Consider the following 25345-nt stretch of genomic DNA (forward strand, 5'->3'; position numbering starts at 1 on the left):
ACGGGGCGAGGAATTTATAATAAAAAACAGTTCTGATTTTTATAAAACAAATGCGATCGAGGTGATCAATGGCAATCGCGGATCTGGATAAACAGCCTGATTCTGTCTCTTCGGTGCTGAAAGTTTTCGGCATTTTGCAGGCGCTCGGGGAAGAGCGCGAAATTGGCATCACCGAGCTGTCACAGCGTGTCATGATGTCAAAAAGCACGGTCTACCGTTTTTTGCAGACCATGAAGTCTCTGGGCTATGTTGCTCAGGAAGGGGAATCAGAGAAGTATTCGCTGACGCTCAAACTGTTTGAGCTGGGCGCGCGTGCCCTGCAAAACGTCGACCTGATTCGTAGCGCAGACATCCAGATGCGTGAGCTTTCTCGTTTAACGAAAGAGACTATCCATCTGGGTGCGCTGGATGAAGACAGCATTGTCTACATCCACAAAATTGATTCGATGTACAACCTGCGCATGTATTCGCGCATTGGTCGTCGCAACCCGCTCTACAGCACCGCAATTGGTAAAGTGCTGCTGGCCTGGCGCGACCCGGAAGAGGTCAAAGAGATCCTCTCCAGCATCGAATACAAGCGCAGCACACCGCGCACGCTGGCTAGCATGGAAGAGCTGCTGCCGGTGCTGGATCAGGTCCGTCAGCAGGGCTACGGGGAAGATAACGAAGAGCAGGAAGAAGGGCTGCGCTGCATCGGCGTACCGGTGTTTGACCGTTTCGGCGTGGTGATCGCCGGGCTGAGCATATCCTTCCCGACGCTGCGTTTCTCCGAGGAGCGTCTGCACGAGTACGTGGAGATGCTGCACCAGGCGGCACGCAAAATCTCCGAGCAGATGGGCTACAACGCCTACCCGTTCTGATAAGAAAACCGCAGCCTCAGCTGCGGTTTTTTTTACCCGTGGTCAATGACCTTTTCGCTCTGGCGCAGTATCGGGCAGTCGCTGATGCCAATCACGCCACTGTCGCTGTGGATATACTGCGCGGTCACCACCTGACGCGCGGTGAGATATTTACACTGCAAGCCCAGCCCCGCCACGTTTTCACTGCTGCCAACCAGCACGCCATAGCCGCTGAACAGCATCGCCAGCCACACCAAACCCAGCACGATGGCACCGCGTATCATCACTTTCATATCTGCCTCTTTTAAAATCATTTTCGGCATTTATACTCATCACCCGGGTATGTGCGCCACGTGATTTGTCTTAAAGGGCGACATGCCCTTATAGTGACCTGCGGTTTAAGGTTAGTATGCCAGGATGCACAAAAAGGTTTACGTACGGAGTAAGTAGTGAAGAAGATCAGATGGATCATTCTCCCGGTGATTATCGCGGTCGCGCTGTTGCTGTGGACGCAAATGCTGAACGTAATCTGCGATCAGGATGTGCAATTTTTCACCGGTATTTGTGCAATCAATAAATTCATTCCCTGGTAACAAGTTGCTCCCCTTGCCGGCCGCAGGTGGTAAGATAGCGCGCTTTAGTGAGGTGGTAATATGAATGACATGATAAATGCCGGGATGTTGAGCGTATCCTCACTTCTCGTTTCTCTGGTGGTCCTGCTGGTTGGCCTGGTGCTGTGGTTCTTCGTTAACCGCGCCAGCTCGCGCACCAGCGAGCAGATTGAACTGCTCGAAGCGCTGCTCGAACAGCAGAAGCGGCAAAATGCGCTGCTTCGGCGCCTGTGCGAGGCCAATGAGCCGGAAGTGGAAAAACCCGCCGCACCGACCGTGGTGCAGGACGACGACGATTTTGTCCGTCTGGTCGCCGAACGTTAATCTCTCGTCACGAGCTCAATAATGGCCTGGAAGAATCCCTGGTACGACGCTGCGCTTTCTCATCACCATCCTGAGGGATTCCGTAATCCAGGCGGCGCGGCGCATAAGCCGGGCGATCTCAAACGCTGGCGCGAAGAGCGCAAAGCCCAGGGCTATCCTCATGCGCCTCAAGCCGGTTACCCGGCTTTTATACAGCAGTGGTGGCAGGCGGTGGATCTGGAAAAGACCGGGGACGGCGTCTGGTGGCTGGGGCATGCCTCAATGCTGCTGCGGATGTCGGGCCAGTATCTGCTGATCGACCCGGTTCTCTCGTCCCGCGCCTCCCCGGTTCCCTTTGCCGGGCCAAAGCGCAAAACCCCGGTGGCGCTTGACCTTGCCGCGCTGCCGCAGCTTGATGCCATCCTTATCTCCCATAATCATTACGACCACCTCGACAGCCAGACCCTGCGTCGGCTGCGGCGCCGGTTTCCTGACGTCAAGGTGTTTGTGCCGCTCGGGCTGAAAAGCTGGTTCACGCGCCGCGGTTTTCGCGAAGTGACCGAGCTGGACTGGTGGCAGCAGGCTGGGCTGCCGGGTATTGCACTGCACTGCGTGCCAGCCCAGCACTGGAGCATGCGCACCCCCTGGGACCGCAACCGCTCGCTGTGGTGCGGCTGGGTTCTCGAACAGCCGGGCACCCGTTTCTGGTTTAGCGGCGACAGCGGCTTTACGCTCGATCTTCTTGATATTCCCCGCCGTCTGGGCCCTGTTGACGTGGCCGCGCTGCCGGTAGGTGCCTATGCGCCGCGCTGGTTTATGGGCACGCACCATATGGACCCGCAGCATGCCGTCTTCCTGTGGCAACAGCTTGGCCGGCCGAGAGCCATTCCCATCCACTGGGGCGTGTTTGAACTGGCGGATGAATCACTGGATATGCCGCCGCAAGAGCTGGCGGAGGCGCTTAGCGCCCAGGGTGAACAGGCTGATACCTTTATTCCGCGCCGGATTGGCGAATTTTTACCCTTTTAATTAATCGTTTTTAATTATGACGGTTTCATTTGAAGATAAAAATAACGGCATTATTATTTATTACGCCTTTTGCTTTGCCTGAAACAAAATAATTGCCTCTTTTTGATGCAATGTCATTCGGACGTCATTATTTTGGTGCAGCGTCGCTTTAATTTGTACAGACTTTATTCATTTGTACAAATCTTGCCGGTTTCTGGTTAAAGGTTAACGTAATGCATAGCGCTGCCCGCGTGCGCTGCGCATAACTATTCGTCTCCTGTGCTAAGCATATAAGTAATCCATCTAACATTTTGCACGGGTGCCTGGACGAAGCAAAGTGTTTGAGCTATCTTAAAAAAGCGCCTGAAAATGCGACACAGACTGCAAACTGGCTAGCCGGTTTTGTGGCTCTTGTGCTTAGGATTAATCGCATAAATGTTCATGCTATTATCTAAAGCTTAGGGATCTGTGCGGCAGATCGTGACACGTTTAAAAATGGCTTGCCATTATTTACGATGTATGTGATAACATTTTTTGGGTCAAACGAGGTACAGTTCTGTTTATGTGTGGCATTTTCAGTAAAGAAGTCCTGAGTAAACACGTCGTTGAATACCGCTTCTCTGCCGAACCTTATATTAGTGCCTCAAGCAGTAATGTCTCTGTTTTATCTCAGTTATGCCCGCGGGCAAAGAAAACACTCTAAGGAAATTGCAAAATGGCAAAGATTAAAGGTCAAGTTAAGTGGTTCAACGAATCTAAAGGTTTTGGCTTCATCACTCCGGCTGACGGCAGCAAAGATGTATTCGTACACTTCTCTGCAATCCAGGGTAACGGCTTCAAAACCCTGGCTGAAGGCCAGAACGTTGAGTTCGAAATTCAGGACGGCCAGAAAGGCCCTGCGGCAGTTAACGTTACCGCTATCTGATTTCACTAACGCAGACTGGCGCTTCGGCGCGTAGCCTGTGTAAGTCAAGCCCCGCCACCGTGCGGGGCTTTTTATTGTCTGTCCTGCAACAGGCTTTCCCTGCCGCGGTGATTAACGGTACACTTCTGCCTTTTGCATCCCCCGGAGTTCCCCATGTCGTTCATCTGCCCACTATGCCACACCCCGTTACTGACGCAGGATAAAAGCTACCGCTGCGCCAACGGGCATCAGTTCGATCGGGCGAAAGAGGGCTACGTGAACCTGCTGCCGGTGCAGCACAAGCGCTCGCGCGATCCGGGTGACAGTAGCGAAATGATGCAGGCCCGCCGCGCGTTTCTCGATGCCGGGCACTATCAGCCGCTGCGCGATCGTCTGGTCGGGCTGCTGGAGGCGAAACTGCCAGACGCGGTCACCGCGCTGCTGGATATTGGCTGTGGGGAAGGGTACTACACCGCTGCGTTTGCGGTACCGGTTGCACAGCGTGGCGGCGAAACGTTTGGGCTTGACGTCTCAAAAGTCGCGGTGCGATCCGCGGCGAAGCGCTACCCTGAAGCGATGTTCTGCGTGGCATCGAGCCAGCGTTTGCCGTTTGCTGATGCAATGTTTGATGCGGTGGTGCGTATTTATGCTCCCTGCAACCCGCAGGAGCTGGCGCGGGTTGTGAAGCCTGGCGGCTGGGTGGTAACCGCCGCACCGGGACCACGGCATCTGGTGCAGCTGAAAGAGATGATTTACGACAGCGTGAAGCTGCATGAGACAGGCCACGAGCAGCTTGAGGGGTTCACTTTACGCGAGACGATCCCGCTGGCCTATGAGATGACGCTGACGGGAGAGGAGGCGGTTGCCCTGCTACAGATGACGCCGTTTGCCTGGCGTGCTCGCCCGGAAGTCCGCGAGGTGCTGGCCGCCAGGGCAAACTTTGCCTGCGAAACCGATTTCTACATCAGCATCTGGCAACGGGATCAGGCGCCGAGTGCGCTCCAGAGTATCTGACAGCCAATTCCGATCAGCACCACGCCGCCGAGGATCTCGGCGCGTTTGCCGAGCAGCGGGCCAATAAAGCGCCCGACCATAATGCCCAACGTCGACATAATCAGGGTGGCGCAGCCGATAGCCAGCGCGGTCCAGAGGATATTGACCTGCAGGAACGCCAGTCCGACGCCCACTGCCATGGCATCCAGGCTGGTGGCAAACGCGGTGGTGACCAACAGCCAGAAGCTGTGACGACGGCAGGGCTCTTCATCGTCAGCGCCGCCGCGCACGCCTTCCATTATCATACGGGCGCCGAGGAAAACCAGCAGCACAAAGGCGATCCAGTGGTTCCAGTCGAGCACGACTTGATTGGCTAAGGTTCCGAGTCCCCATCCCACCAGCGGGGTGAGCGCTTCGATAGTGCCGAAAATCAGGCCGGTACGCAGGGCGTCGGAAAAGCGGGGCTGACGTTGCGTCGCACCTTTGCCAATCGAGGCGGCAAACGCGTCCATCGACATGCCAAAGGCGAGCAGTAACGTAGCGGATAAGTTCATTGAAGCGTCCTGACCGGGGAATTTCCATATACACAGCCACTGCCCCCAGTAAAAAGCAGTAGTTGTGCCTATGGTCTCGCCTGACTGAACGGGTATTCAGTCCGTACGCGCCACGTTTTGCAACGAGTATGTTGACACGTACATCTCCTGGACAGGAGATCGGCTACTCCCCAACGACGGGCGGAACAGTACCATATTTCAGAAACGCTTAACAACCTTCTGAAGGTATTATTTTTGCTGGCATGGGAATGCTTTTCATTTATAAGCGCAGGGTTTTATCCACGGCCAGAATATCCCGGCATTACTTTGCTAATATAGCCAACGCTATAACTTTACCCTGCGCAAAATCAATGAAATATAGATAGTGCTATATTTATAAACTATTGATTATTAACCATAAATTTATAAATCCTCTCCAGGTCGTCAATATTTTTGACTCGAATCAGGAGCCTGCGCTGTGCTAATTCCATCACCAGCACACCGTCTTCTGATAAATTCATAGCCTTAATTTGGTTATATTCTGTCCAGCTTCCGGCGAAATACAAACCAGTGGCTTTGAAGCGGACGACAGGAATACGAAACCAGAACAGATAAATGGCCACCAGCGCCAGACCGCCAAGCAGCCAGGTGGTCAGCATCGCGCCCTGGGCGGTGATGTTGTTGTAGATAAGGATGGCGAGCAGGCCGACAAAAATCAGGCTGTCAGCGCGCCCGCGGCGCAACAGGGGAACCGCCAGCTGCGTCTTGCCCTTGAGGCGGTCAAGGATGACTTCATCGTAAATTGCCCAACCAAGCAGTGCCACAATACACAGAACCAGTACCGTATCCGTCAGCGTCATCATTTCTCCAGATAAAAAAAACCGGGGGCAGGCCCCCGGTTGTCGTTCGGACGATTACAGGCCGAGCAGGCCGACCGCGTAACCGGCAATACCAATAACAAAGAAGCCAACGATAATCCACAGCGGGTTTACCTTGCGGCGCAGCAGCCACATACAGGCGAAGGTCAGCAGCAGAGGAACCAGGCCCGGCATCAGCTGGTCAAGGATGGTCTGGACGGTGGTCACTTTTTCCGCCCCGGTCTGGTCGGTGATGCGTGACACCACCAGCGGGATGTTAACGTGCGTCCATTTGTTAACTAACGCCCCCATGACAAACAGGCCGAGAATTGACGCCCCCTCGGTCAGTTTCTGCAGGAAGCCGCCGCCCATGTCCTTCACGATATCCACGCCCTTACGGTAGCCATACGCCACGCCGTAATAGCGGGTTGCCAGTCGCACCGCGTTGAACAGGATGAAGAACAGCAGCGGGCCAAGCAGGCTGCCGCTCATCGCAATACCGGCACCCAGCGCGGCGAAGACCGGACGGACAGTACCCCAGAAAATTGGGTCGCCTACGCCCGCCAGCGGCCCCATCAGGCCCACTTTGATACCGTTGATGGCACCATCGTCGATTTCAGCACCGTTAGCGCGCTGCTCTTCCATCGCCAGGGTAACGCCCAGAACCGGCGCGGCCACGTAGGGATGCGTGTTGAAGAACTCGAGGTGGCGTTTGATAGCCTGACGGCGCGCTTCGTTGTTCTCCGGGTAGAGGCGTTTTATCGCCGGCACCATCGAGAAGCAGAAGCCCAGCGCCTGCATGCGTTCGAAGTTCCATGAACCCTGAAACAGGTTAGAGCGCAGGAACACGCCGCGAATATCGCCCTGTGTGAGTTTTTTCTCAGTGGTAGTTTTTGTGATATCAACCATGTCGCTCACCTGTTAATCCAGTTCGTTATCAAGATCGTTTGAACCCGCAACCGGCGCCGTGCCGGCAACCCGGTTATATTTCGGACTCAGCTGGATGTAGAGAACTGCCATCACAGCACCGATTACGCCCAGCGCCACCAGGTTAAAGTCGGTGAAGGCGGCGGTAACGAAGCCAAGATAGAAGAACGGCATCAGGTAACCGGCACGCATCATGTTGATGACCATCGCGTAACCGACCACCACGATCATGCCGCCGGCGATGTTCAGACCGCTGGTCACGACTTCAGGGATGGCGTTCAGCATGTTCTGTACTTCGCTGGTGCCGACAGAAATTGCCACGATAACCGCCGGAATGGCGATACGCATGGCCTGCAGGAACAGCGATGAGACGTGTATCCAGGATAGCGCCGTCAGGTTTCCATTCTCGGCGGCTTTATCCGCTGCGTGCTGGAAGCCCACGGTGATGGTACGAACGATGATAGTTAACACCTGACCGGCCGCCGCCAGCGGGATCGCCAGCGCGATACCGGCACCGATGCCCTGGTGCCCGGCAATAACCAGAATGGTTGAGATAATGGACGCCAGCGCGGCATCAGGGGCCACGGCTGCGCCAATGTTCATCCATCCCAGGGCGATCATCTCCAGGGTACCGCCGATGATAATGCCGGTTTTCATATCCCCGAGCACTGCACCGACCAGCGTACAGGCCACCAACGGGCGGTGGAACTGGAATTCATCGAGCACCGACTCCATACCGGCAATACAGGCCACGATAAACACCAGCACAATCTGAAGAGTGGTTATCTCCATTGTACTTCTCCTATAGCAAAACAGATGTAAGTGAAGATCGTAGCGGCGCGTTTACGGCGCCACTTTGGCGATCAAATCCATCATTTTCAGTTTTGGATCGCTGGACACCTTGCGTGCTTCCAGTTCGATGCCGCGTGCGTTGAGTTTGCGGAAGGCCTCGATATCCGTGCTGTCGACGGAGATCGCATTGTTGACCTGAGTTTTCCCCTGACGGAACGCCATACCGCCAATATTGACCGAGGTGATCTTCACACCGCCTTCCACCACGCGTTCGACGTCGGTCGGGTTGGTGAACAGCAGCATTACGCGCTCGCGGGCATATTTCGGGTTGTTGTACACGCGGATCATTTTCGCCACGTCCACTACGTGCGCGGTCACGCCCGGCGGAGCCACCTGAGTGAGCAGCGTTTTACGCACGGTATCGGCAGCCACCTCGTCGCTGACCACGATAATGCGCGTCACGTTGGTTTCCTTGGTCCAGCGGGTCGCCACCTGACCGTGGATCAGACGGTCATCGATGCGCGCCAGGCCGATAACCATATAGTCGTCTGGCCCCATCGGTTTCGCGGGTGCGGCTGCTTTTGGTGCGGCGGCGGTGGGGGCAGGGGCTGCGGCGGCAGCTTTTTCCACCGGTTTCGCCTTCAGCGCTTTCACGCCTTCGCGTCCGGTTTCTAACGCCAGTGCCACCAGCTCATCGAACTGGGGGTTGTCATCACGGGCCATCAGGGTTTCTACCAGCATCGGTATATTCACCCCAGCGATAACTTCATAGTGCTCTTTGTCGACGACAATGCGGCTGGCAGCGTTGAACGGGCTGCCGCCCCAGGTATCGACGAGAAACAGCACGCCCTGTTGGGTATCAAGTTTCTCCAGCTGTGCAGTATATTTTTCGATCAGCGTCTCGGCGTTTTCGCCTGGTACGAAATCGATCCAGCCTACGTTTTCCTGTTCGCCTAACAACATCTCAGCGGTCTTAAGCAACTGCTCAGCCGCCCAGCCATGTGTGCCTATCACAATAGCAATGGTCACTTGCTACCTCCTTTCTTATCGTGAGTACGCGTCAGATGACGCGAACTGTGAATCTTTACGCAGCGCGAATCGATTCAGATAACGTTGAGTATGTATAAGAACCTCTACCGCGATTAATTTTAGAGAGTGAAAAAATAATTTATGTGATGGACATCCGCTATTTAGCGATAGATTCGCGTCGAAAAATAACCCCGTTACGCTACCCTCTGACCGTTGCATAAAAATTGCAAAGTCTGGTAAATCTTTGCAAAAGGATAAGTCCCTTTGCTAAGGTATCCGCCTGATTAATTAACAGGAGTAGCGGGCAGCAGCCCACCGTATGGACCGTCACCGACGTCTTTTCACTTTCAGGCCATTCCCGGCCAGCGTAAGCGGCGTATCTCGCCCAACATCACATATACTTTTCCCTTCAGCGCCCGCAGATGCCGGAGTGCCGTTTAGTCTTTCCTTAAGCAGGAGCTTGTCATGGAATTCTTGATGGACCCCCAAATTTGGGTGGGGCTGTTAACGCTTGTCGTTCTGGAAATTGTCCTCGGTATCGATAACCTGGTTTTCATCGCGATCCTCGCCGATAAACTGCCGCCGAAGCAGCGTGATAAAGCGCGTCTGATCGGCCTGTCGCTGGCGCTGATTATGCGTCTCGGCCTGTTGTCGCTGATATCGTGGATGGTCACGCTGACGCGTCCGCTGTTCAGCGTCTGGGACTTCACCTTCTCGGGGCGCGACCTGATTATGCTGGTGGGGGGGCTATTCCTGCTGTTTAAAGCCACCACTGAGCTACACGAGCGGCTTGAAAACCGGCAGCATGACGAATCCCACGGTAAGGGGTACGCCAGCTTCTGGGTGGTGGTGGTACAGATCGTTATTCTTGATGCGGTGTTCTCGCTCGACGCGGTGATTACCGCGGTCGGGATGGTGAACCATCTGCCGGTAATGATGGCGGCGGTGATTATCGCCATGGCCGTGATGCTGCTGGCCTCGAAGCCGCTGACGCGTTTTGTGAACGAACATCCGACGGTCGTGGTGCTCTGCCTGAGCTTCCTGCTGATGATTGGTCTGAGCCTGGTGGCGGAAGGCTTCGGGTTCCATATCCCGAAAGGTTACCTCTACGCGGCTATCGGCTTCTCGGTGATCATTGAGTTCTTCAACCAGATCGCACGTCGTAACTTCATTCGCCATCAGTCAACGCAGCCGCTGCGCGCCCGTACGGCCGATGCGATCCTGCGTCTGATGGGCGGTCGTCGTAAATCCTCTGCCCAGAGCGAGCCGGACACCAACAATACCTCGTCGGTGGTGCACATCCCGGATGAAGCCTTTGCGGAAGAAGAGCGCTATATGATCAACGGCGTGTTGACGCTGGCCCAGCGTTCGCTGCGCAGCATCATGACCCCGCGCGGCGAAATCAGCTGGGTGGATGCCAACCTGAGCGTTGATGAGATCCGTCAGCAGCTGCTGTCGTCGCCGCACAGCCTGTTCCCGGTGTGCCGTGGCGAGCTGGATGAGATCATTGGTATCGTGCGTGCCAAAGAGCTGCTGGTGGCCCTGGAAGAGGGTGTTGACGTGGCGGCTATCGCCTCGGCCTCGCCGGCCATCGTGGTGCCTGAAACCCTTGACCCGATCAACCTGCTTGGCGTGCTCCGTCGCGCCCGCGGCAGCTTCGTTATCGTCAATAACGAGTTTGGCGTGGTACAGGGTCTGGTCACGCCGCTTGACGTGCTGGAAGCCATCGCCGGCGAGTTCCCGGATGCCGATGAAACCCCGGAGATCGTCTTTGACGGTGACGGCTGGTTAGTGAAAGGGTCAACCGACCTGCACGCCATCCAGCAGGCGCTGGACGTCGATCATCTGGTGGATGAAGAGGAAGATATCGCCACGGTTGCCGGGCTGGTGATCAACGCCAACGGTCGCATTCCGTGTGCCGGCGACGTGATCCACGTACCGCCGCTGCATATCACCATCGTCGAAGCGAACGACTATCGTGTGGACATGGTTCGCATCACCCGCGATAAATCGCAGCATGATGACGAAGAAGAGTAAGACGTTACTGAACCGGTAATACCGGGATAGCCTGTCCGTTATGTCTGGCAGGTGGGCGCGTTCTGCCTGCCAGCCATTGCGGAAACTCACGCAGCGGCATCGGTTTCGCATAGAGATAGCCCTGTAAAAACGTCACCCCGTGCTGCTTCAGATGCGCTGCCTGCGCCTCGGTTTCTACCCCCTCCGCCACCAGTTCAATGTTCAGCCGCTGCCCCAGCGCAATAATGATGTCCGTCACCGTTGAGTTAACCGCATCCGTCCCAATCGCGGCGGTAAACGATTTGTCGATCTTAAGCACGTCAGGATGGAGTTTCTCCAGATACGACAGGGCGCTCTGCCCGGTGCCGAAATCGTCAATGGCCAGCTTCACCCCGTAACGATGCAGCTCCCGCACCATCCGGTGATCGACATCCGGCAGTGCGTCGCGCTCGGTCAGCTCCAGAATCAGCTGCTGTTGGGGATGGGCGCTGAGCCAGATACGCCGCACGTCATCCAGTATCGCCCCGTGGTGAAAGTGGCTGGCAGCCACGTTGATGCCGATGTGAAACGCGCTGTCGGCCGGGAAATAGTGCAGCTGGTGAACGGTCTCGGTCATAACATAGCGGGTGAGCGGGGCGATAAGGTTCTGCTGCTCCGCCAGCGGGATAAACACATCCGGGGAGATCCACCCCTGGCGCGGGTTGTTCCAGCGCAGCAGAATCTCTACCCCGACGCACTGCTGGGTGCGGGCGCTGAGCAGCGGCTGGCAGAACACTTCAAACTCCCGGGCCGCCAGGCCGAGATTGATCTCCCATGAGAAGCTCATTCGGCCCGCCGTCGCCAGCCAGGCCATATAGCCAATCAACAGGCTCAGGATCAGCGCCAGCGGCAGCTGGCCCGGCAGGTCTCGCCACGCCAGATACTCCGGCGTAGGGCCGATGACCGTTACCGAGAAGGGATAGCGGGAGGAGGGGAACACCTGCCTGCTTTCGCGTTCGCCCTCAGGCGGCGGGCGCACGTCACTTCCATACTCCAGATGGTTAGGCCCGACGTTAAACAGCACCCGGCGGATAAGCGGATGATCGGGGGTAATCGCCAGGCTGGTGATAAGTTCGATATTGATGATCTGCATCACGCCGCTCTGGCCGTTGAGCGAGGTGGGAAGCCAGCGGATCAGCACCGGGGTGCCTTTCAGCAGCACCTGGTCGGTGGACAGCAAAAGCTGCTGCACCGGCGAGGGCAGACGAGGCTGAAGCTGATTCAGCATCACGCCGCGCGCGCCAAAAATGCTGGAGCAGTAGAGCACACCGTTATCGACCAGCGCGATGGCACGCACAATCTGCAATCGTGCCGCCTGTTCCCGCAGCGGAAGGTGCGCCTCGGTGCAGGTGTGGCCCACCAGCGGGGCGAGATCTTCCCCCACTTTTTCCAGCGGTGCGAGCAGCGCTTCAATCGACAGAATGGCCCGCTGGCTGAAATCGGTGATCTGACGCTCGTAGAGGTTACGCTCACTGATAAACCGTACGCTAAGCGTGAGAAACAGCGCGGCGACGGCCAGAGAAATACACACGCTCAGCCGCTTTCGGCGGTAGTTTCTGATGATCCGCTGCGCTGTATGCATCGCAAGTACCCGTTAATCCCCAGGCCTGCAGTGCCCGAAGTGATAGTTTGAGTGTAGTGGGTATTATGACGAGCGGCGGGAAACGAAGCAGGAAATAAAAAGGCGCCGCAATGCGGCGCCTGAGGGGTCAGTCACACTGGACTTTTATCGCCAGCCCGCCGCGGGAGGTTTCGCGGTACTTGGCGTTCATGTCTTTCCCGGTCTCGTACATGGTTTCGATAACCTTGTCGAGAGAGACGCGCGGCTCGCTGGTACGGCGCATCGCCATACGTGCGGCGTTGATGGCCTTCACCGAGGCGATGGCGTTACGCTCGATGCACGGCACCTGCACCTGACCCGCAACCGGATCGCAGGTCAGACCGAGGTTGTGCTCCATACCGATTTCAGCGGCAACGCACACCTGCTCCGGGCTGGCGCCCAGCAGCTCGGCAAGGCCGGCCGCGGCCATGGAACAGGCCACGCCCACTTCACCCTGGCAGCCCACTTCGGCACCGGAGATAGAGGCGTTCATCTTATACAGCGCACCAATCGCACCGGCGGCGAGGAAGTAGCGAATGTAGATGTCCGGGCTGACCGACTCGATAAAGTGGTCGTAGTAGGCCAGCACCGCCGGAACGATACCGCAGGCACCGTTAGTCGGCGCCGTTACCACGCGGCCACCGGCGGCGTTCTCTTCGTTTACCGCCAGGGCAAACATGTTGACCCAGTCCACCACGATCATCGGATCGTTCGAGAGCTTATCGCTGGAGACCAGCAGGCGGCGCAGGGCAGAGGCACGGCGCGGTACGCGCAGCGGCCCAGGCAGCACGCCCTCGGTGTTCATGCCGCGATCGATACAGGCACGCATGGTCTGCCAGACGTCAGCGAAGTAGGCTTCAATTTCGCTTTTGCTGTGCAGCGCCAGTTCGTTCTGCATCACCATACCGGAGAGCGACAGACCGGTCTCTTTGCAGTAGCCGAGCATCTCCTGGGCGGATTTGAACGGGTAGGGCACGTCCACTTCGCCCACCACGTCTTTGCCGAAGTGCTCTTCATCAACGATGAAACCACCGCCGATGGAGTAATAGGTTTTGCTGTACAGCAGGGTATCGCCCTTGAAGGCGTGGATCTGCATACCGTTTTCGTGCAGCGACAGGTTATCGCTGCTAAAACGCATACCGTTGTCTTTCGGGAAATCGACTTCGTGCTGACCCTGGGCCAGCAGCAGGCGCTCGCGCGTTTCCACGTCGCGAATGAACGCTGGGATGGCGTCGATATCAACCGTTGCGGGTTCGTTACCGGCCAGCCCCATAATAATGGCGATATCCGTGTGGTGGCCTTTACCGGTGAGCGACAGGGAGCCGTACACGTCTACGGCGATGCGCGTGACGTCGTGCAGTATCCCTTTTTCGACCAGATCATCGACGAATTGCTTCCCGGCCTTCATTGGCCCGACGGTGTGGGAAGAGGAGGGACCAATACCCACCTTAAACATGTCGAATATACTAATCACTTTTTAACTCCTGCCAGGGGCATCTGGCGTGCAGATGACGATGTTAGATCAGCGGCTAGTGTAAGAGGTAATCGCATACGGAACGTAACTATTCACATGAATTAAACTAATAGGTAAAGCAAATATGCCTAATACACTATTTTGGTTAAGGCGCTGTTTTGCAGCATTTATGTCTGAAGTATAGCCTGGTTATGATGTAAACAACTGGGGCTGTCGCACACTTCTGGCCTGTGGATGACACTTCTTACTCCAGCCGTCGATCGGGATTGACCCCCAACTGGATCGCAAGCTGACGAATGATGCCCGCGGTCATGCCCCACACGAAATAGTGCTGATACCACGAGAGCCACACGCGATGCGCATCGCCGCGGCGGTGAATGTCCAGCGGGTGGTAGCGCCCGAGGTTAAGCGCCTCGGCCAGCGGCATCTCGAACACCGCCGCCACTTCATCTTCGCTGGCATGATAGTGCAGATCCGGCGGAATAATGCCTACCACCGGCGTGACCTGAAACCCGGTCACGCTGTCCACCGGCGGCAGAATGCCGATCACCTCCACCGACGCCGGGGGAATCGCCACCTCCTCTTCGGCTTCCCGCAGCGCCGCCGCAATCAACGAGGCATCCGTGGCATCCACGGCCCCGCCGGGGAACGCCACCTGTCCGGCGTGCTTGCGCAGCCGCGCCGACCGCTGGGTCAGCAGCAGGCCGGGCTGCGGGCGGCGGACAATCGGCACCAGCACCGCGGCCTGGCGCTGGTTGAGGGCGTTACGGCTCGGCTCGGGCCGCAGCAGCTGAAAACGGGATAAGAAGGTGTCGAGCGTCAGGTCCATCGGCTACGGCTCCAGATTGCGTAAGATACGGTTAACTTTATCAAACGTTTCCTGGTACTCCGCCTGTTCTTCGCTGTCGGCTACGATACCCCCGCCCGCGGAGCAGTACAGCGTACCCGCCTGGGCGGTCAGCGTGCGGATGGTGATGCTGGTGTCCATCGTGCCGCAGGCGCTGATATAGCCGATGCTGCCGCACCACGCGTTGCGCCGCTGCGGCTCAAGGGTTTCGATGATCTCCATCGCCCGCACCTTGGGCGCGCCGGTAATCGACCCGCCCGGAAAGCAGGCGCGCAGCAGATCGGTGGCGTGTAGCCTGTCTGGCAGCGTCCCGGTGATGGTGCTCACCAGATGATGCACCGCCGGGAACGGCTCAACCACGAACAGCTCCGGTACCCGCACGCTGCCCGGAGCGGCAACCCGACCAATATCGTTGCGCATCAGATCGACAATCATCAGGTTCTCCGCGCGATCCTTGGGCGACTGGGCCAGACGCTGCGCCTGGCGAGCATCGGCATCGGCATCGGCCAGACGCGGCAGGGTGCCCTTAATCGGACGCGTGGCGATCTGGCCGCGGGCCAGGTGAATAAAGCGCTCGGGCGAAAGGCTCAGGATGGCGTGCTGCGGCAGCCGCAGGAAAGCGCTGAACGGCGCGCGGTTCTGGGCGTTGAGCGTCACAAACGCCTGCCACTCGTCGCCGGTGTACTGCGCGGCAAAGCGCTGGGCCAGGTTAACCTGATAGCAGTCGCCGCTGGCAAGCCAGGCCTGCACCTGACGGAACTTCTCCCCGTATTCGGCGCGGGTCATGTTGGCCTCCCACGGCGTGGTGAGACGCAGCGTAGGGCGCTCAGCGCGAGGCTGGGCGTTGAGCCAGGCCAGTCTGGCCCCGGCATCCCCGTGGCTCACCAGCGTCACCTTTTGCAGCTGGTTGTCGACAATCAGTGCCCAGTCATAGATGCCCACCGCCATATCCGGCGCCTGCACGTCGGCCTCGGCGCGCTGCGGCAGGGTTTCAAACCGCCGCCCGAGGTCGTAGCCAAACAGCCCCATCGCACCGCCGGTAAACGGCAGCGCCTCATCCGGCTCGCTCTGCCACCCGAGGCTCTCGAGCCTGTCATGCAGCAGCGTCAGGGGATCGGCGCGTGACGTCTGCCCCCCCTGCGCGCTGTCGATATGCGTAATCTCCCCCTGGGTTTGCAGGGTGATCAGCGGATCGGCGACCAGCATATCGAAACGACTGTGCGGGTGATCGGCATGGCCGGAGTGGAGCAGCATCGCCCAGGGCTGATGCGCCAGCGGCGCAAAGTAGCGTTCGGCGGCATCCGCCTCCCAGGGCAGTGGGAGCAGTGACAGCGGGTGAGGTGTGACGTCAGACATCCGTTATACATCCATAGAGCAGAGGTAAGACCATTGCTGGCAACCCCGGTGGCGACATGAAATAATACCAGCCCGCCAATGTATCAGGAGTCGATCATGTTTGCAGGTTTACCTTCACTAACCCATGAGCAGCAGCAGCAGGCCGTCGAGCGAATTCATGACCTGATGTCAAAAGGGATGAGCAGCGGAGAAGCGATTGCGACGGTGGCCCAGGAGCTGCGCGAGAACCACACAGGCGAGCGCATCGTGGCGCGTTTTGAGGATGAAGACGACGAGTAGCGCGTAAACCGCCACCTCAGCCGGGTGGCGGCCCGCCATCACACGGCGGCGATAATCTTGATTTCCACCTTGTAACGCGGGTTCATCAGGCGGGCCTGCACGGTGCAGCGCACCGGCGCGGAGCCTGCCACAACCCACTCATCCCAGGCTTTATTCATCAGCGCGAAGTCGTCACCGTCGGCAAGAAAGATCGTGGCGTCAAGGATGCGCGACTTGTCGCTTCCCTGCGCGGTCAGCAGCGTGTCGATCTGCGCCAGGGTATTCACGGTTTGTTCATAGGCGTCGCCTTCCAGATTCTCCGGCACGCCAGTGTAGTAGATCGTCTGGTTGTGGATAACCGCGTCAGACCAGCGGTCTGCGGGATCGATGCGTACGATTGTCATCGCTGTTTCCTTTTTCTGTTCCATTCAGTGGCCTGCAAGCCTGCCATATTGTGTGCCGCGCGTCATCTCTTCGGCTGGCTAAAAGCGAGCTGCCCTGACATAATCACTGGCAATTTCCACAGGGGGTAGTGTGACGGACGATTTCGCAGCTGACGGGCAACTCGCAAAAGCGATACCCGGTTTTAAACCGCGTGAACCACAGCGCCAGATGGCCGACGCGGTGGCCGGGGCAATCGAGCGGGCCGAGCCGCTGGTGGTGGAAGCGGGAACCGGGACAGGTAAAACCTACGCCTACCTGGCGCCGGCGCTGCGCTCCGGGAAGAAAGTCATCATCTCGACCGGCTCGAAGGCATTGCAGGATCAGCTCTACAGCCGCGATCTGCCCACCGTGGCACGCGCCCTCGAATTCAGAGGCAAGCTGGCGCTGCTGAAAGGCCGCTCCAACTATCTGTGCCTTGAGCGTCTGGAGCAGCAGGCGATTGCCGGGGGCGATCTGCCGGTGCAGGTGCTGAGCGATGTGGTGATCCTGCGCAGCTGGGCAAACCAGACGCTGGACGGCGACATCAGCACCTGCGCCAGCGTTGCCGAGGACTCCCACGCCTGGCCGCTGGTTACCAGCACCAACGATAACTGCCTCGGCAGCGACTGCCCGCTGTATAAAGACTGCTTCGTGGTGAAAGCCCGTAAGAAAGCGATGGACGCCGATGTGGTGGTGGTCAACCACCATCTGTTCCTGGCCGACATGGTGGTGAAAGAGGGCGGCTTTGGTGAGCTGATCCCGCAGGCCGATGTGATGATCTTCGATGAAGCCCACCAGGTGCCGGACATCGCCAGCCAGTATTTTGGTCAGTCGCTCTCCAGCCGCCAGCTGATGGATCTGGCGAAAGACATCACCATTGCATATCGCACCGAACTCAAAGATACCCAGCAGCTGCAGAAATGCGCCGACCGCCTGGCCCAGAGCGCGCAGGATTTTCGACTGCAGCTCGGCGAGCCGGGCTTTCGCGGCAACCTGCGTGAACTGCTGGCCGATGCCTCCATCAGCCGGGCGCTGCTGCTGCTCGATGACGCCCTGGAGCTGTGCTACGACGTGGCGAAGCTGTCGCTTGGCCGCTCGGCGATGCTCGACAGCGCCTTTGAGCGCGCCACCCTCTACCGGGCGCGGCTCAAGCGGTTAAAAGAGATTAACCAGCCGGGCTACAGCTACTGGTACGAGTGCAACGCCCGTCACTTCACCCTCGCGTTAACCCCGTTGACGGTGGCCGAGAAGTTTAAAGAAGTGATGGCCCAGCAGCCCGGCAGCTGGATTTTTACCTCGGCGACGCTCTCGGTAAACGAAGAGATGCATCACTTCACCGCCCGGCTTGGGGTGGACGAGGCGAAAACGCTGCTGCTGCCCAGTCCGTTCGATTATGCCAGTCAGGCGCTACTGTGCGTGCCGCGCAACCTGCCCCAGAGCAACCAGCCGGGAGCGGGGCGGCAGCTGGCACGCATGCTCAAGCCGCTTATTGATGCCAACAACGGGCGCTGCTTTATGCTCTGCACCTCCCACGCCATGATGCGCGAGCTGGCGGAGCAGTTCCGCGCCAGCATGACCATCCCGGTGCTGATGCAGGGCGAAACCAGCAAGAGCCAGCTGCTTGAGCAGTTCGTTACCGCAGGCAATGCCCTGCTGGTGGCGACCAGCAGCTTCTGGGAAGGGGTGGACGTGCGCGGCGACGCGCTGTCGCTGGTGATCATCGACAAACTGCCGTTTACCTCCCCGGACGATCCGCTGCTCAAGGCGCGCATGGAGGACTGCCGTCTGCGCGGGGGCGACCCGTTTGACGACGTGCAGCTGCCCGACGCGGTGATCACCCTGAAGCAGGGCGTCGGGCGTCTTATCCGCGATACCGCCGACCGCGGTGTGCTGGTGATCTGCGACAATCGCCTGGTGATGCGCCCCTACGGCGCCGTGTTCCTCGCCAGCCTGCCGCCGGCGCCCCGTACCCGTGACATCGAGCGCGCCGCCGCGTTTCTCTCCGATCCCGAGGCCCGGTAATTTGTCACAGAGTGTGATACTATCCGCGCCACTTTTATTGTTAGCTGATGCGAGAGCGCTTATCCCATGCGAATTCTGGCAATTGATACCGCTACCGAAGCCTGTTCGGTAGCGCTGCTGGACAACGGCACCACCCACGCCTGTTTTGAACTCTGCCCCCGGGAACATACCCAACGCATCCTGCCTATGGTGCGCGACACACTGAACCAGGCGGGGGTTTTATTGTCTGATATTAACGCCCTGGCCTTTGGTCGCGGGCCGGGAAGCTTTACCGGCGTGCGCATCGGTATCGGCATTGCGCAGGGGCTGGCCTTTGGGGCAAACCTGCCGATGATCGGCGTCTCGACCCTTGCCACCATGGCAGAAGGGACGTGGCGTAAAACCGGTGCCAGCCGCGTGCTGGTGGCAATCGACGCGCGCATGGGCGAGGTCTACTGGGCCGAGTATCAGCGCGATGCCGCGGGCAACTGGCAGGGCGAAGAGACCGAAGCGGTGCTGAAGCCGGACGCCGTTACCGCTCGTCTGGCGACGTTTGACGGCGAGTGGGCGACGGCCGGGACGGGCTGGCAGGCCTGGCCTGATATGGCCGCTGGCTGCCCCCTTACCCTGCGTGATGGCGGTGTCCTGCTGCCCAGCGCCGAAGATATGCTGCCGCTGGCAGCGCACAAGCTGGCGCAGGGGCTGACCACGACGGTAGAACACACCGAACCGGTTTACCTGCGAAATGAAGTGGCCTGGAAAAAACTGCCAGGCAGAGAGTAATTGCGCATCGCCCGCGGGCGGCGTTCAGGAGTCGCACATATGGTAAGCCATAACGTACTGGCAGGTTGTCTTCTTGCAGCGGCAACGCTGCTTTCCGGCTGTGTCACCGTACCCGATGCCATCAAAGGCACCAGTGCGATGCCGCAGCAGGATCTGGCGCGGGTGATGAATGCGCCGGAACTGTTTATCGGCCAGGAGGCGCGTTTCGGCGGCAAAGTATTGTCGGTCGATAATCAGCAGGGAAAAACCCGGCTTGAGATTGCCACCGTGCGTCTGGACGAGGGCGCGCGCCCGACCCTGAACGAACCGTCGCGCGGTCGCATCTATGCCGACGTCAGCGGTTTTCTCGACCCGGTGGACTTCCGTAATCAGCTGGTCACCGTAGTGGGGCCGATCGCGGGCACCGCCGACGGAAAAATCGGCAATACCCCCTATAAATTTCTCGTGATGCAGGTGCAGGGCTACAAACGCTGGCGCGTTACCCAGCAGGTCGTCATGCCGCCACAGCCTATCGATCCCTGGTTCTGGGGACCGCAGCCGTGGCGCGGCGGTTACGGCTTTGGGACCGGAGGGTGGTACAACCCCGGACCCGGGGTAATCCGCAACGTCGTTGAATAATTCCTTTATTTATCAAACAAAGAGACAGCGGCCGGTTCGCTGTCTCTTTGTTTGTTATGGCTCAAAAAAATAATTAGTGACGCGCTTCGCAACCTGAGATCGGGTTAATTAATAAACTGGTACGCTGAGTTAATATTATGTTAACGGCTTGTTTATTTGGTTGGGGTTGTGATGACGACAAACAGCAATTTCAGAGGTGATGTAGTGAATAAGGTGTGGCTTAACCGCTATCCGTCCGATGTGCCGGCCGAAATCAACCCCGACCGTTACCAGTCGCTTGTCGAGATGTTCGAGCATGCCACGGCGCGTTACGCCGACCGGCCTGCGTTCATGAATATGGGGGAGATGATGACCTTCCGCAAACTCGAAGAGCGCAGCCGCGCCTTCGCCGCCTATTTGCAGCAGGGGCTGGGCCTGAGCAAGGGCGACCGCGTGGCGCTGATGATGCCAAACCTGCTGCAGTACCCGGTTGCGCTGTTCGGCATCCTGCGCGCCGGCATGGTCGTGGTCAACGTCAACCCGCTCTACACCCCGCGCGAGCTGGAGCACCAGCTCAACGACAGCGGCGCCAGCGCCATTATCATCGTTTCCAACTTTGCCCATACCCTCGAAAAAGTGGTGCAGAACACCCAGGTGAAGCACGTCATTCTGACCCGCATGGGGGATCAGCTCTCCAGCGCCAAAGGTACGCTGGTCAACTTCGTGGTGAAATACGTGAAGCGCCTGGTGCCGAAATACTACCTGCCCGACGCCATCTCGTTTCGCAGCGCGCTGCAGGCGGGCTATCGCCTGCAGTACGTAAAGCCGGAGCTGCTGGGTGAAGACCTGGCATTTCTGCAATACACCGGCGGCACCACAGGCGTTGCCAAGGGCGCGATGCTGACGCACCGCAACATGCTCGCCAACCTTGAGCAGGTCAACGCCACCTACGGCCCGCTGCTGCTTCGCGGGCAGGAGCTGGTGGTGACCGCGCTGCCGCTCTACCACATCTTTGCGCTGACCATGAACTGCCTGCTGTTTATCGAGCTTGGCGGCACCAACCTGCTTATCACCAACCCGCGCGATATACCGGGCCTGGTCAAAGAGCTGGCGAAGCACCCCTTCACGGCGATGACCGGGGTCAACACGCTGTTCAATGCGCTGCTCAATAACAAAGAGTTTCAGGCGCTCGACTTCTCCACGCTCCACCTCTCAGCCGGGGGCGGCATGCCGGTTCACCAGGCGGTGGCCGATCGCTGGGTGAAGCTCACCGGGCAGTTTCTGCTGGAGGGCTACGGCCTGACCGAGTGCGCGCCGCTGGTGAGCGTGAACCCGCACGATATCGACTACCACAGCGGCAGCATCGGTTTACCGGTGCCGTCCACCGAGGCGAAGCTGGTGGATGATGCCGGGAATGAGGTTCCCCACGGTGAGCCGGGCGAGCTGTGCGTTAAAGGGCCGCAGGTGATGCTGGGCTACTGGCAGCGCCCGGATGCCACGGATGAGATCCTCATCGACGGCTGGCTGAGAACCGGCGATATCGCGGTGATGGATGACGAAGGCTTCCTGCGCATCGTTGACCGCAAAAAAGACATGATTCTGGTCTCCGGCTTCAACGTCTATCCGAACGAAATCGAAGACGTGGTGATGCAGCACAGCGGCGTGCATGAAGTTGCCGCCGTCGGCGTCCCGGCGGGCGTAAGCGGCGAGACGGTGAAGATTTTCGTGGTCAAGAAAGAGGAGGGGCTGACCCAGGAAGCCCTTATCACCTTCTGCCGCCGCCATCTCACCGGCTATAAAGTGCCGAAGCTGGTGGAGTTCCGCGACGAGCTGCCGAAATCCAACGTCGGCAAAATTTTGCGGCGAGAATTACGTGACGAAGCGACAAAGCCAGGCAACAATACCCCCTGAGCGTTGTTTCCGTCGCCTGACGCCGGCTAAGCCGGCGTTTTTTATGGGCGCAAACCTGAGAGAAAGCAATTTGAATTATCAGATGATCACGACCGATGACGCGCTGCGCGCCCTGTGCGATGCCGTACGTCACTCTCCCGCTATTGCCCTGGACACCGAGTTCGTCCGCACGCGCACCTACTATCCGCAGCTTGGCCTGATTCAGGTTTTCGACGGGGAGCATCTGGCCCTGATCGATCCGCTGCCGATCACCGACTGGACGCCGTTCACCTCGCTGCTTACCGACAGCGCGGTCACCAAGTTCCTGCACGCGGGCAGTGAGGATCTGGAAGTGTTCTCGTCACGTTTCGGCGTGATGCCTGACCCGATGATCGATACCCAGATTCTGGCCTCGTTTACCGGGCAGCCGCTCTCCTGCGGCTTTGCCACCATGGTGGAAGCCTGGACCGGGGTGAAGCTCGACAAGAGCGAATCCCGCACCGACTGGCTGGCCCGCCCGCTGACCGAGCGCCAGTGCGAATACGCCGCGGCGGACGTCTGGTATCTGCTGCCGATTGCGCACCAGCTGGTGGCGAAAACCGAGGCCTCCGGCTGGCTCCCCGCCGCGCTGGACGAGTGTCGCCTGATGATTAAGCGCCGCAGCGATGTCCTGAGCCCTGACGAGGCGTGGCGTGAAATTGGCAACGCCTGGCAGCTGCGCCCGCGTCAGCTGGCCTGCCTGAAGCTGCTGGCCGCCTGGCGTCTGCGTCATGCCCGCGAGCGTGATATGGCGGTTAATTTTGTGGTGCGCGAAGAGAATCTCTGGCAGGTGGCGCGCTACATGCCGTCGAGCCTCGGTGAACTGAGCAGCCTCGGACTCTCCGGCAGCGAAATCCGCTTCCACGGCAAAACCCTGGTGGATATGGTCGCCACCGCACAGGCGCTGCCCGAGGATGCACTCCCGGAACCGCTGGTTAATCTGGTGGACATGCCCGGCTACCGTAAAATCTTCAAAGACATTAAAGCGCTGGTGCAGAAGGTTGGCGAAGAGAAGGGCGTGAGTGCGGAATTACTGGCGTCGCGCCGGCAGATTAATCAGCTGCTGAACTGGCACTGGAAGTTGAAACCGCAAAATAGCCTGCCGGAATTAATCAGCGGCTGGCGCGGGGAATTACTGGCAGAACCGTTAACCGCACTGCTTAATACCCTCTGAGAGCGCTGGATATAATTACAGGGTTTTCAGGCGACCCAGTCAGAATAAGGTCGGGGACGCGCAGCGAGCACAAAAAAATAACCCAGGCATGCCTGGGTTATTTATCACGATTATTTCGTTTCTTCCGCTTCTGGTAGCGTAACGTTAAGTTCCAGAATCGAGATATCATCGCCTTTCTGTTCCAGCTGCACGGTCACCATTTCGGGATCGATCTGGACATATTTACAGATGACTTCCAGAATATCGCGCTTGAGCTGCGGCAAATAATGCGGTTCGGCGTCGCTGCGACGGCGCTCCGCAACAATAATCTGTAATCGCTCTTTAGCGATATTGGCAGTGTTCTTTTTTCTGGAGAGAAAAAAGTCGAGTAAAGCCATAACTTATCCTCCGAACAGGCGTTTGAGGAATCCTTTCTTTTCTTCTTCAATGAAGCGGAAAGGGCGTTCTTCTCCCAGAAGACGATCGACGGTGTCGGCGTAAGCTTTGCCGGCATCAGCCTCTGAATCCAGAATCACCGGCTCGCCCTGGTTAGAGGCGCGCAGCACGGACTGATCTTCAGGGATTACGCCAACCAGCGGTATACGCAGGATTTCCAGCACATCTTCCATGCTCAGCATATCGCCTTTGCTTACGCGGCCTGGGTTGTAGCGCGTCAGCAGCAGGTGCTCTTTGATGGCGTCCTGACCGCGTTCAGCGCGGCGCGATTTGGAGGCCAGAATGCCCAGAATACGGTCGGAGTCACGCACCGACGAGACTTCCGGGTTGGTGGTGATGATCGCTTCGTCAGCGAAATAGAGCGCCATCAGCGCGCCGGTTTCAATCCCTGCCGGGGAGTCGCAGACGATGAAGTCGAATTCCATGGTCTGCAGTTCATCCAGCACCTTTTCCACACCGTCGCGGGTCAGGGCGTCTTTATCACGGGTTTGCGACGCCGGAAGAATAAACAGGTTTTCGGTACGTTTGTCTTTGATCAGCGCCTGATTCAGCGTGGCGTCGCCCTGAATGACGTTAACGAAATCGTAAACGACGCGGCGCTCACAGCCCATAATCAGGTCAAGGTTACGTAAACCGATATCGAAATCGATAACCACGGTTTTCTTCCCTTTCTGGGCCAGGCCCGTCGCGATGGCCGCGCTGGAGGTGGTCTTGCCAACGCCTCCTTTACCCGATGTAACAACAATAATGCGTGCCATAAAGGTGTTCCTTGTTAAAAAGGGCTTAATACAAAGGTTCGACTGTCAGCACGCCGTCCACTAACTTCAGGCGCGCTGCTTTATCATTGAATTCGGCCGGGATCTGATCGCTCAGCCAGTATTCACCCCCGATGGAGACCAGCTCCGCCGCAAGGTGGGTACAAAAAATCTGGGCGTCCTTGTCGCCGCTCGCACCGGCAAGGGCGCGTCCGCGCATGTGCCCATAAATATGAATATTGCCGTCAGCGATAAGCTCCGCGCCTGCGCTGACATGGCTTGTGACAATCAAATCACAATGTGGTGCATAAATACGCTGCCCGGAACGGATCGGGGTATCAATTAAGCGTGATTTTGTGACCGGTGTAGCAACAGGCGCAGCGGGAGGCGGGGTGTCGGACGGGTCAGCGGGTGTTGTCCGGGGCGCTTTCTCTTTACCTTCACTCAGTAAAGGCAGCCCTGCTCGGGCGATATCCGACTTTAAACGCTCGTCCTTACAGCCGCTGATGCCCACGACCCGCAGACCGCTCTGCGCAATGATGTGCTGCAGCTGCGCCCAGTTTGTGTTGCCATTGAGCTGGGAAACGTTCAGAACCACCGGCGCATTCTTTAAAAAGGCGGGCGCCTGGGCAATCTTGTCTTCCAGAGCCTGACGGATTATCTCAGGGTTTGCATCGTGCAAATGAACCACAGATAAGGTGAAACTACTTCCTTTAAGCTCAATCGGCGTGTTTGACATCCTGGCCTTACTCAATTCAGTTTGAATCACCCTTAACGGAGTGATATTCCGAAGACTATCAGGCATGTTATAGTCACTATTATATTGAGGCAAGTCACCAACCGGTTAAATCAGAGCAAAAGT

General features: G+C 58.1%; 29 protein-coding genes and 1 riboswitch. Of the genes, 15 read left to right on the forward strand and 14 right to left on the reverse strand.

The features are described from left to right. The first annotated feature begins 68 nt into the window (after positions 1–68). A complete protein-coding gene (gene kdgR, locus DW58_RS13125; protein WP_024550184.1) occupies positions 69–860 on the forward strand; it encodes a DNA-binding transcriptional regulator KdgR in 792 nt (263 codons plus the stop codon). A 32-nt stretch (positions 861–892) separates the two neighbouring features. On the opposite strand, the gene DW58_RS13130 is transcribed toward kdgR, so the two are convergent. After that, positions 893–1132 (reverse strand): YobH family protein, encoded by a 240-nt coding sequence (locus DW58_RS13130; protein ID WP_024550185.1) that lies wholly within the window; start codon positions 1130–1132, stop codon positions 893–895. A gap of 156 nt (positions 1133–1288) precedes the next feature. Here DW58_RS13130 and mgrB point away from each other — a divergent pair, with 156 nt between their 5' ends. The 6 genes from mgrB to rlmA all read left to right on the forward strand — a co-directional run bounded on the left by mgrB (position 1289) and on the right by rlmA (position 4679). Next, positions 1289–1432: a PhoP/PhoQ regulatory lipoprotein MgrB gene (gene mgrB / locus DW58_RS13135; RefSeq protein ID WP_024550186.1), complete on the forward strand. Its 144-nt coding sequence runs from the start codon at positions 1289–1291 to the stop codon at positions 1430–1432. 60 nt (positions 1433–1492) lie between these two features. Next, on the forward strand, positions 1493–1774 hold the full coding sequence (locus DW58_RS13140; protein WP_024550187.1) for a YebO family protein: 282 nt from the start codon (positions 1493–1495) through the stop codon (positions 1772–1774). A 21-nt stretch (positions 1775–1795) separates the two neighbouring features. Next, the gene (locus tag DW58_RS13145) at positions 1796–2782 is read left to right on the forward strand and encodes an MBL fold metallo-hydrolase (RefSeq protein WP_024550188.1); all 987 of its coding nucleotides are present in this window, start codon (positions 1796–1798) and stop codon (positions 2780–2782) included. A 541-nt stretch (positions 2783–3323) separates the two neighbouring features. After that, positions 3324–3464, forward strand: coding sequence for a DUF2627 domain-containing protein (locus tag DW58_RS20235; RefSeq protein ID WP_071789293.1), 141 nt, complete (start codon positions 3324–3326; stop codon positions 3462–3464). 12 nt (positions 3465–3476) lie between these two features. Beyond that, positions 3477–3686: a transcription antiterminator/RNA stability regulator CspE gene (gene cspE, locus DW58_RS13150; RefSeq protein WP_001062678.1), complete on the forward strand. Its 210-nt coding sequence runs from the start codon at positions 3477–3479 to the stop codon at positions 3684–3686. Positions 3687–3839: 153 nt separating this feature from the next. Then, positions 3840–4679, forward strand: a complete 840-nt coding sequence (rlmA, locus tag DW58_RS13155; protein ID WP_024550189.1) for a 23S rRNA (guanine(745)-N(1))-methyltransferase — start codon at positions 3840–3842, stop codon at positions 4677–4679. On the opposite strand, the gene mntP is transcribed toward rlmA, so the two are convergent. The 5 genes from mntP to manX all read right to left on the reverse strand — a co-directional run bounded on the left by mntP (position 4649) and on the right by manX (position 8796). Continuing rightward, entirely contained in the window at positions 4649–5212 is a 564-nt protein-coding gene (mntP, locus tag DW58_RS13160) for a manganese efflux pump MntP (RefSeq protein ID WP_024550190.1), read from the reverse strand. The two genes, rlmA and mntP, sit on opposite strands and share 31 nt — an antisense overlap. Positions 5213–5294: 82 nt before the next feature. Continuing rightward, a riboswitch (yybP-ykoY riboswitch) is annotated at positions 5295–5396 on the reverse strand. Between the two features lie 196 nt (positions 5397–5592). Further along, on the reverse strand, positions 5593–6051 hold the full coding sequence (locus DW58_RS13165) for a DUF986 family protein (RefSeq protein WP_024550191.1): 459 nt from the start codon (positions 6049–6051) through the stop codon (positions 5593–5595). Between the two features lie 54 nt (positions 6052–6105). Then, positions 6106–6957 carry a PTS mannose transporter subunit IID gene (locus DW58_RS13170; RefSeq protein WP_024550192.1) on the reverse strand — a complete coding sequence of 284 codons (852 nt, stop codon included), beginning with the start codon at positions 6955–6957 and terminating at the stop codon, positions 6106–6108. 12 nt (positions 6958–6969) lie between these two features. Next, entirely contained in the window at positions 6970–7767 is a 798-nt protein-coding gene (locus DW58_RS13175; RefSeq protein WP_024550193.1) for a PTS mannose/fructose/sorbose transporter subunit IIC, read from the reverse strand. 51 nt (positions 7768–7818) lie between these two features. Then, positions 7819–8796, reverse strand: coding sequence for a PTS mannose transporter subunit IIAB (gene manX / locus DW58_RS13180; RefSeq protein ID WP_024550194.1), 978 nt, complete (start codon positions 8794–8796; stop codon positions 7819–7821). Between the two features lie 319 nt (positions 8797–9115). Here manX and DW58_RS21590 point away from each other — a divergent pair, with 319 nt between their 5' ends. After that, a complete protein-coding gene (locus DW58_RS21590; protein WP_409371874.1) occupies positions 9116–9274 on the forward strand; it encodes a protein YoaL in 159 nt (52 codons plus the stop codon). Continuing rightward, on the forward strand, positions 9262–10833 hold the full coding sequence (gene yoaE / locus DW58_RS13185; protein ID WP_024550195.1) for a CNNM family cation transport protein YoaE: 1572 nt from the start codon (positions 9262–9264) through the stop codon (positions 10831–10833). The genes DW58_RS21590 and yoaE overlap by 13 nt, the downstream gene beginning before the upstream one ends. Positions 10834–10837: 4 nt before the next feature. Here the strand turns inward: yoaE and DW58_RS13190 are convergent, their stop codons facing one another. From DW58_RS13190 to pabB, 4 genes are all read right to left on the reverse strand, one after another. Further along, positions 10838–12433 (reverse strand): EAL domain-containing protein, encoded by a 1596-nt coding sequence (locus DW58_RS13190; RefSeq protein WP_024550196.1) that lies wholly within the window; start codon positions 12431–12433, stop codon positions 10838–10840. A 127-nt stretch (positions 12434–12560) separates the two neighbouring features. Then, positions 12561–13925 (reverse strand): L-serine ammonia-lyase, encoded by a 1365-nt coding sequence (gene sdaA, locus DW58_RS13195; RefSeq protein WP_024550197.1) that lies wholly within the window; start codon positions 13923–13925, stop codon positions 12561–12563. A 244-nt stretch (positions 13926–14169) separates the two neighbouring features. Continuing rightward, on the reverse strand, positions 14170–14754 hold the full coding sequence (locus DW58_RS20990; protein ID WP_024550198.1) for a CoA pyrophosphatase: 585 nt from the start codon (positions 14752–14754) through the stop codon (positions 14170–14172). A gap of 3 nt (positions 14755–14757) precedes the next feature. After that, a complete protein-coding gene (gene pabB, locus DW58_RS13205; RefSeq protein WP_024550199.1) occupies positions 14758–16128 on the reverse strand; it encodes an aminodeoxychorismate synthase component 1 in 1371 nt (456 codons plus the stop codon). A gap of 96 nt (positions 16129–16224) precedes the next feature. Here pabB and DW58_RS13210 point away from each other — a divergent pair, with 96 nt between their 5' ends. Beyond that, positions 16225–16407 (forward strand): YoaH family protein, encoded by a 183-nt coding sequence (locus tag DW58_RS13210; protein ID WP_024550200.1) that lies wholly within the window; start codon positions 16225–16227, stop codon positions 16405–16407. Between the two features lie 38 nt (positions 16408–16445). Here the strand turns inward: DW58_RS13210 and DW58_RS13215 are convergent, their stop codons facing one another. Beyond that, positions 16446–16790: a RidA family protein gene (locus tag DW58_RS13215; RefSeq protein WP_024550201.1), complete on the reverse strand. Its 345-nt coding sequence runs from the start codon at positions 16788–16790 to the stop codon at positions 16446–16448. Between the two features lie 130 nt (positions 16791–16920). Between DW58_RS13215 and DW58_RS13220 the strand changes: the two genes are divergently transcribed. The 5 genes from DW58_RS13220 to rnd all read left to right on the forward strand — a co-directional run bounded on the left by DW58_RS13220 (position 16921) and on the right by rnd (position 23293). Then, positions 16921–18831 (forward strand): ATP-dependent DNA helicase, encoded by a 1911-nt coding sequence (locus DW58_RS13220; RefSeq protein WP_024550202.1) that lies wholly within the window; start codon positions 16921–16923, stop codon positions 18829–18831. A 66-nt stretch (positions 18832–18897) separates the two neighbouring features. Further along, entirely contained in the window at positions 18898–19593 is a 696-nt protein-coding gene (tsaB, locus tag DW58_RS13225; protein WP_024550203.1) for a tRNA (adenosine(37)-N6)-threonylcarbamoyltransferase complex dimerization subunit type 1 TsaB, read from the forward strand. A 39-nt stretch (positions 19594–19632) separates the two neighbouring features. Further along, positions 19633–20211 carry a Slp family lipoprotein gene (locus tag DW58_RS13230; protein ID WP_024550204.1) on the forward strand — a complete coding sequence of 193 codons (579 nt, stop codon included), beginning with the start codon at positions 19633–19635 and terminating at the stop codon, positions 20209–20211. 204 nt (positions 20212–20415) lie between these two features. Next, complete coding sequence (gene fadD / locus DW58_RS13235) at positions 20416–22101, forward strand: long-chain-fatty-acid--CoA ligase FadD (RefSeq protein WP_024550205.1); 1686 nt, start codon at positions 20416–20418, stop codon at positions 22099–22101. A gap of 70 nt (positions 22102–22171) precedes the next feature. Next, positions 22172–23293: a ribonuclease D gene (gene rnd / locus DW58_RS13240; protein WP_024550206.1), complete on the forward strand. Its 1122-nt coding sequence runs from the start codon at positions 22172–22174 to the stop codon at positions 23291–23293. A gap of 110 nt (positions 23294–23403) precedes the next feature. Here rnd and minE read toward each other — a convergent pair whose 3' ends face one another. The 3 genes from minE to minC are packed head-to-tail and all read right to left on the reverse strand — an operon-like array spanning position 23404 to position 25222. After that, on the reverse strand, positions 23404–23670 hold the full coding sequence (gene minE, locus DW58_RS13245; protein ID WP_007762212.1) for a cell division topological specificity factor MinE: 267 nt from the start codon (positions 23668–23670) through the stop codon (positions 23404–23406). A gap of 3 nt (positions 23671–23673) precedes the next feature. Continuing rightward, positions 23674–24486, reverse strand: a complete 813-nt coding sequence (gene minD / locus DW58_RS13250) for a septum site-determining protein MinD (protein ID WP_024550207.1) — start codon at positions 24484–24486, stop codon at positions 23674–23676. Positions 24487–24511: 25 nt separating this feature from the next. Further along, complete coding sequence (gene minC, locus DW58_RS13255) at positions 24512–25222, reverse strand: septum site-determining protein MinC (protein ID WP_024550208.1); 711 nt, start codon at positions 25220–25222, stop codon at positions 24512–24514. Between the last annotated feature and the right edge of the window lie 123 nt (positions 25223–25345).

Origin of the sequence: Siccibacter turicensis LMG 23730 (assembly GCF_000463155.2) — a bacterium.
In the GTDB taxonomy this organism is placed as follows: Bacteria; Pseudomonadota; Gammaproteobacteria; order Enterobacterales; family Enterobacteriaceae; genus Siccibacter; species Siccibacter turicensis.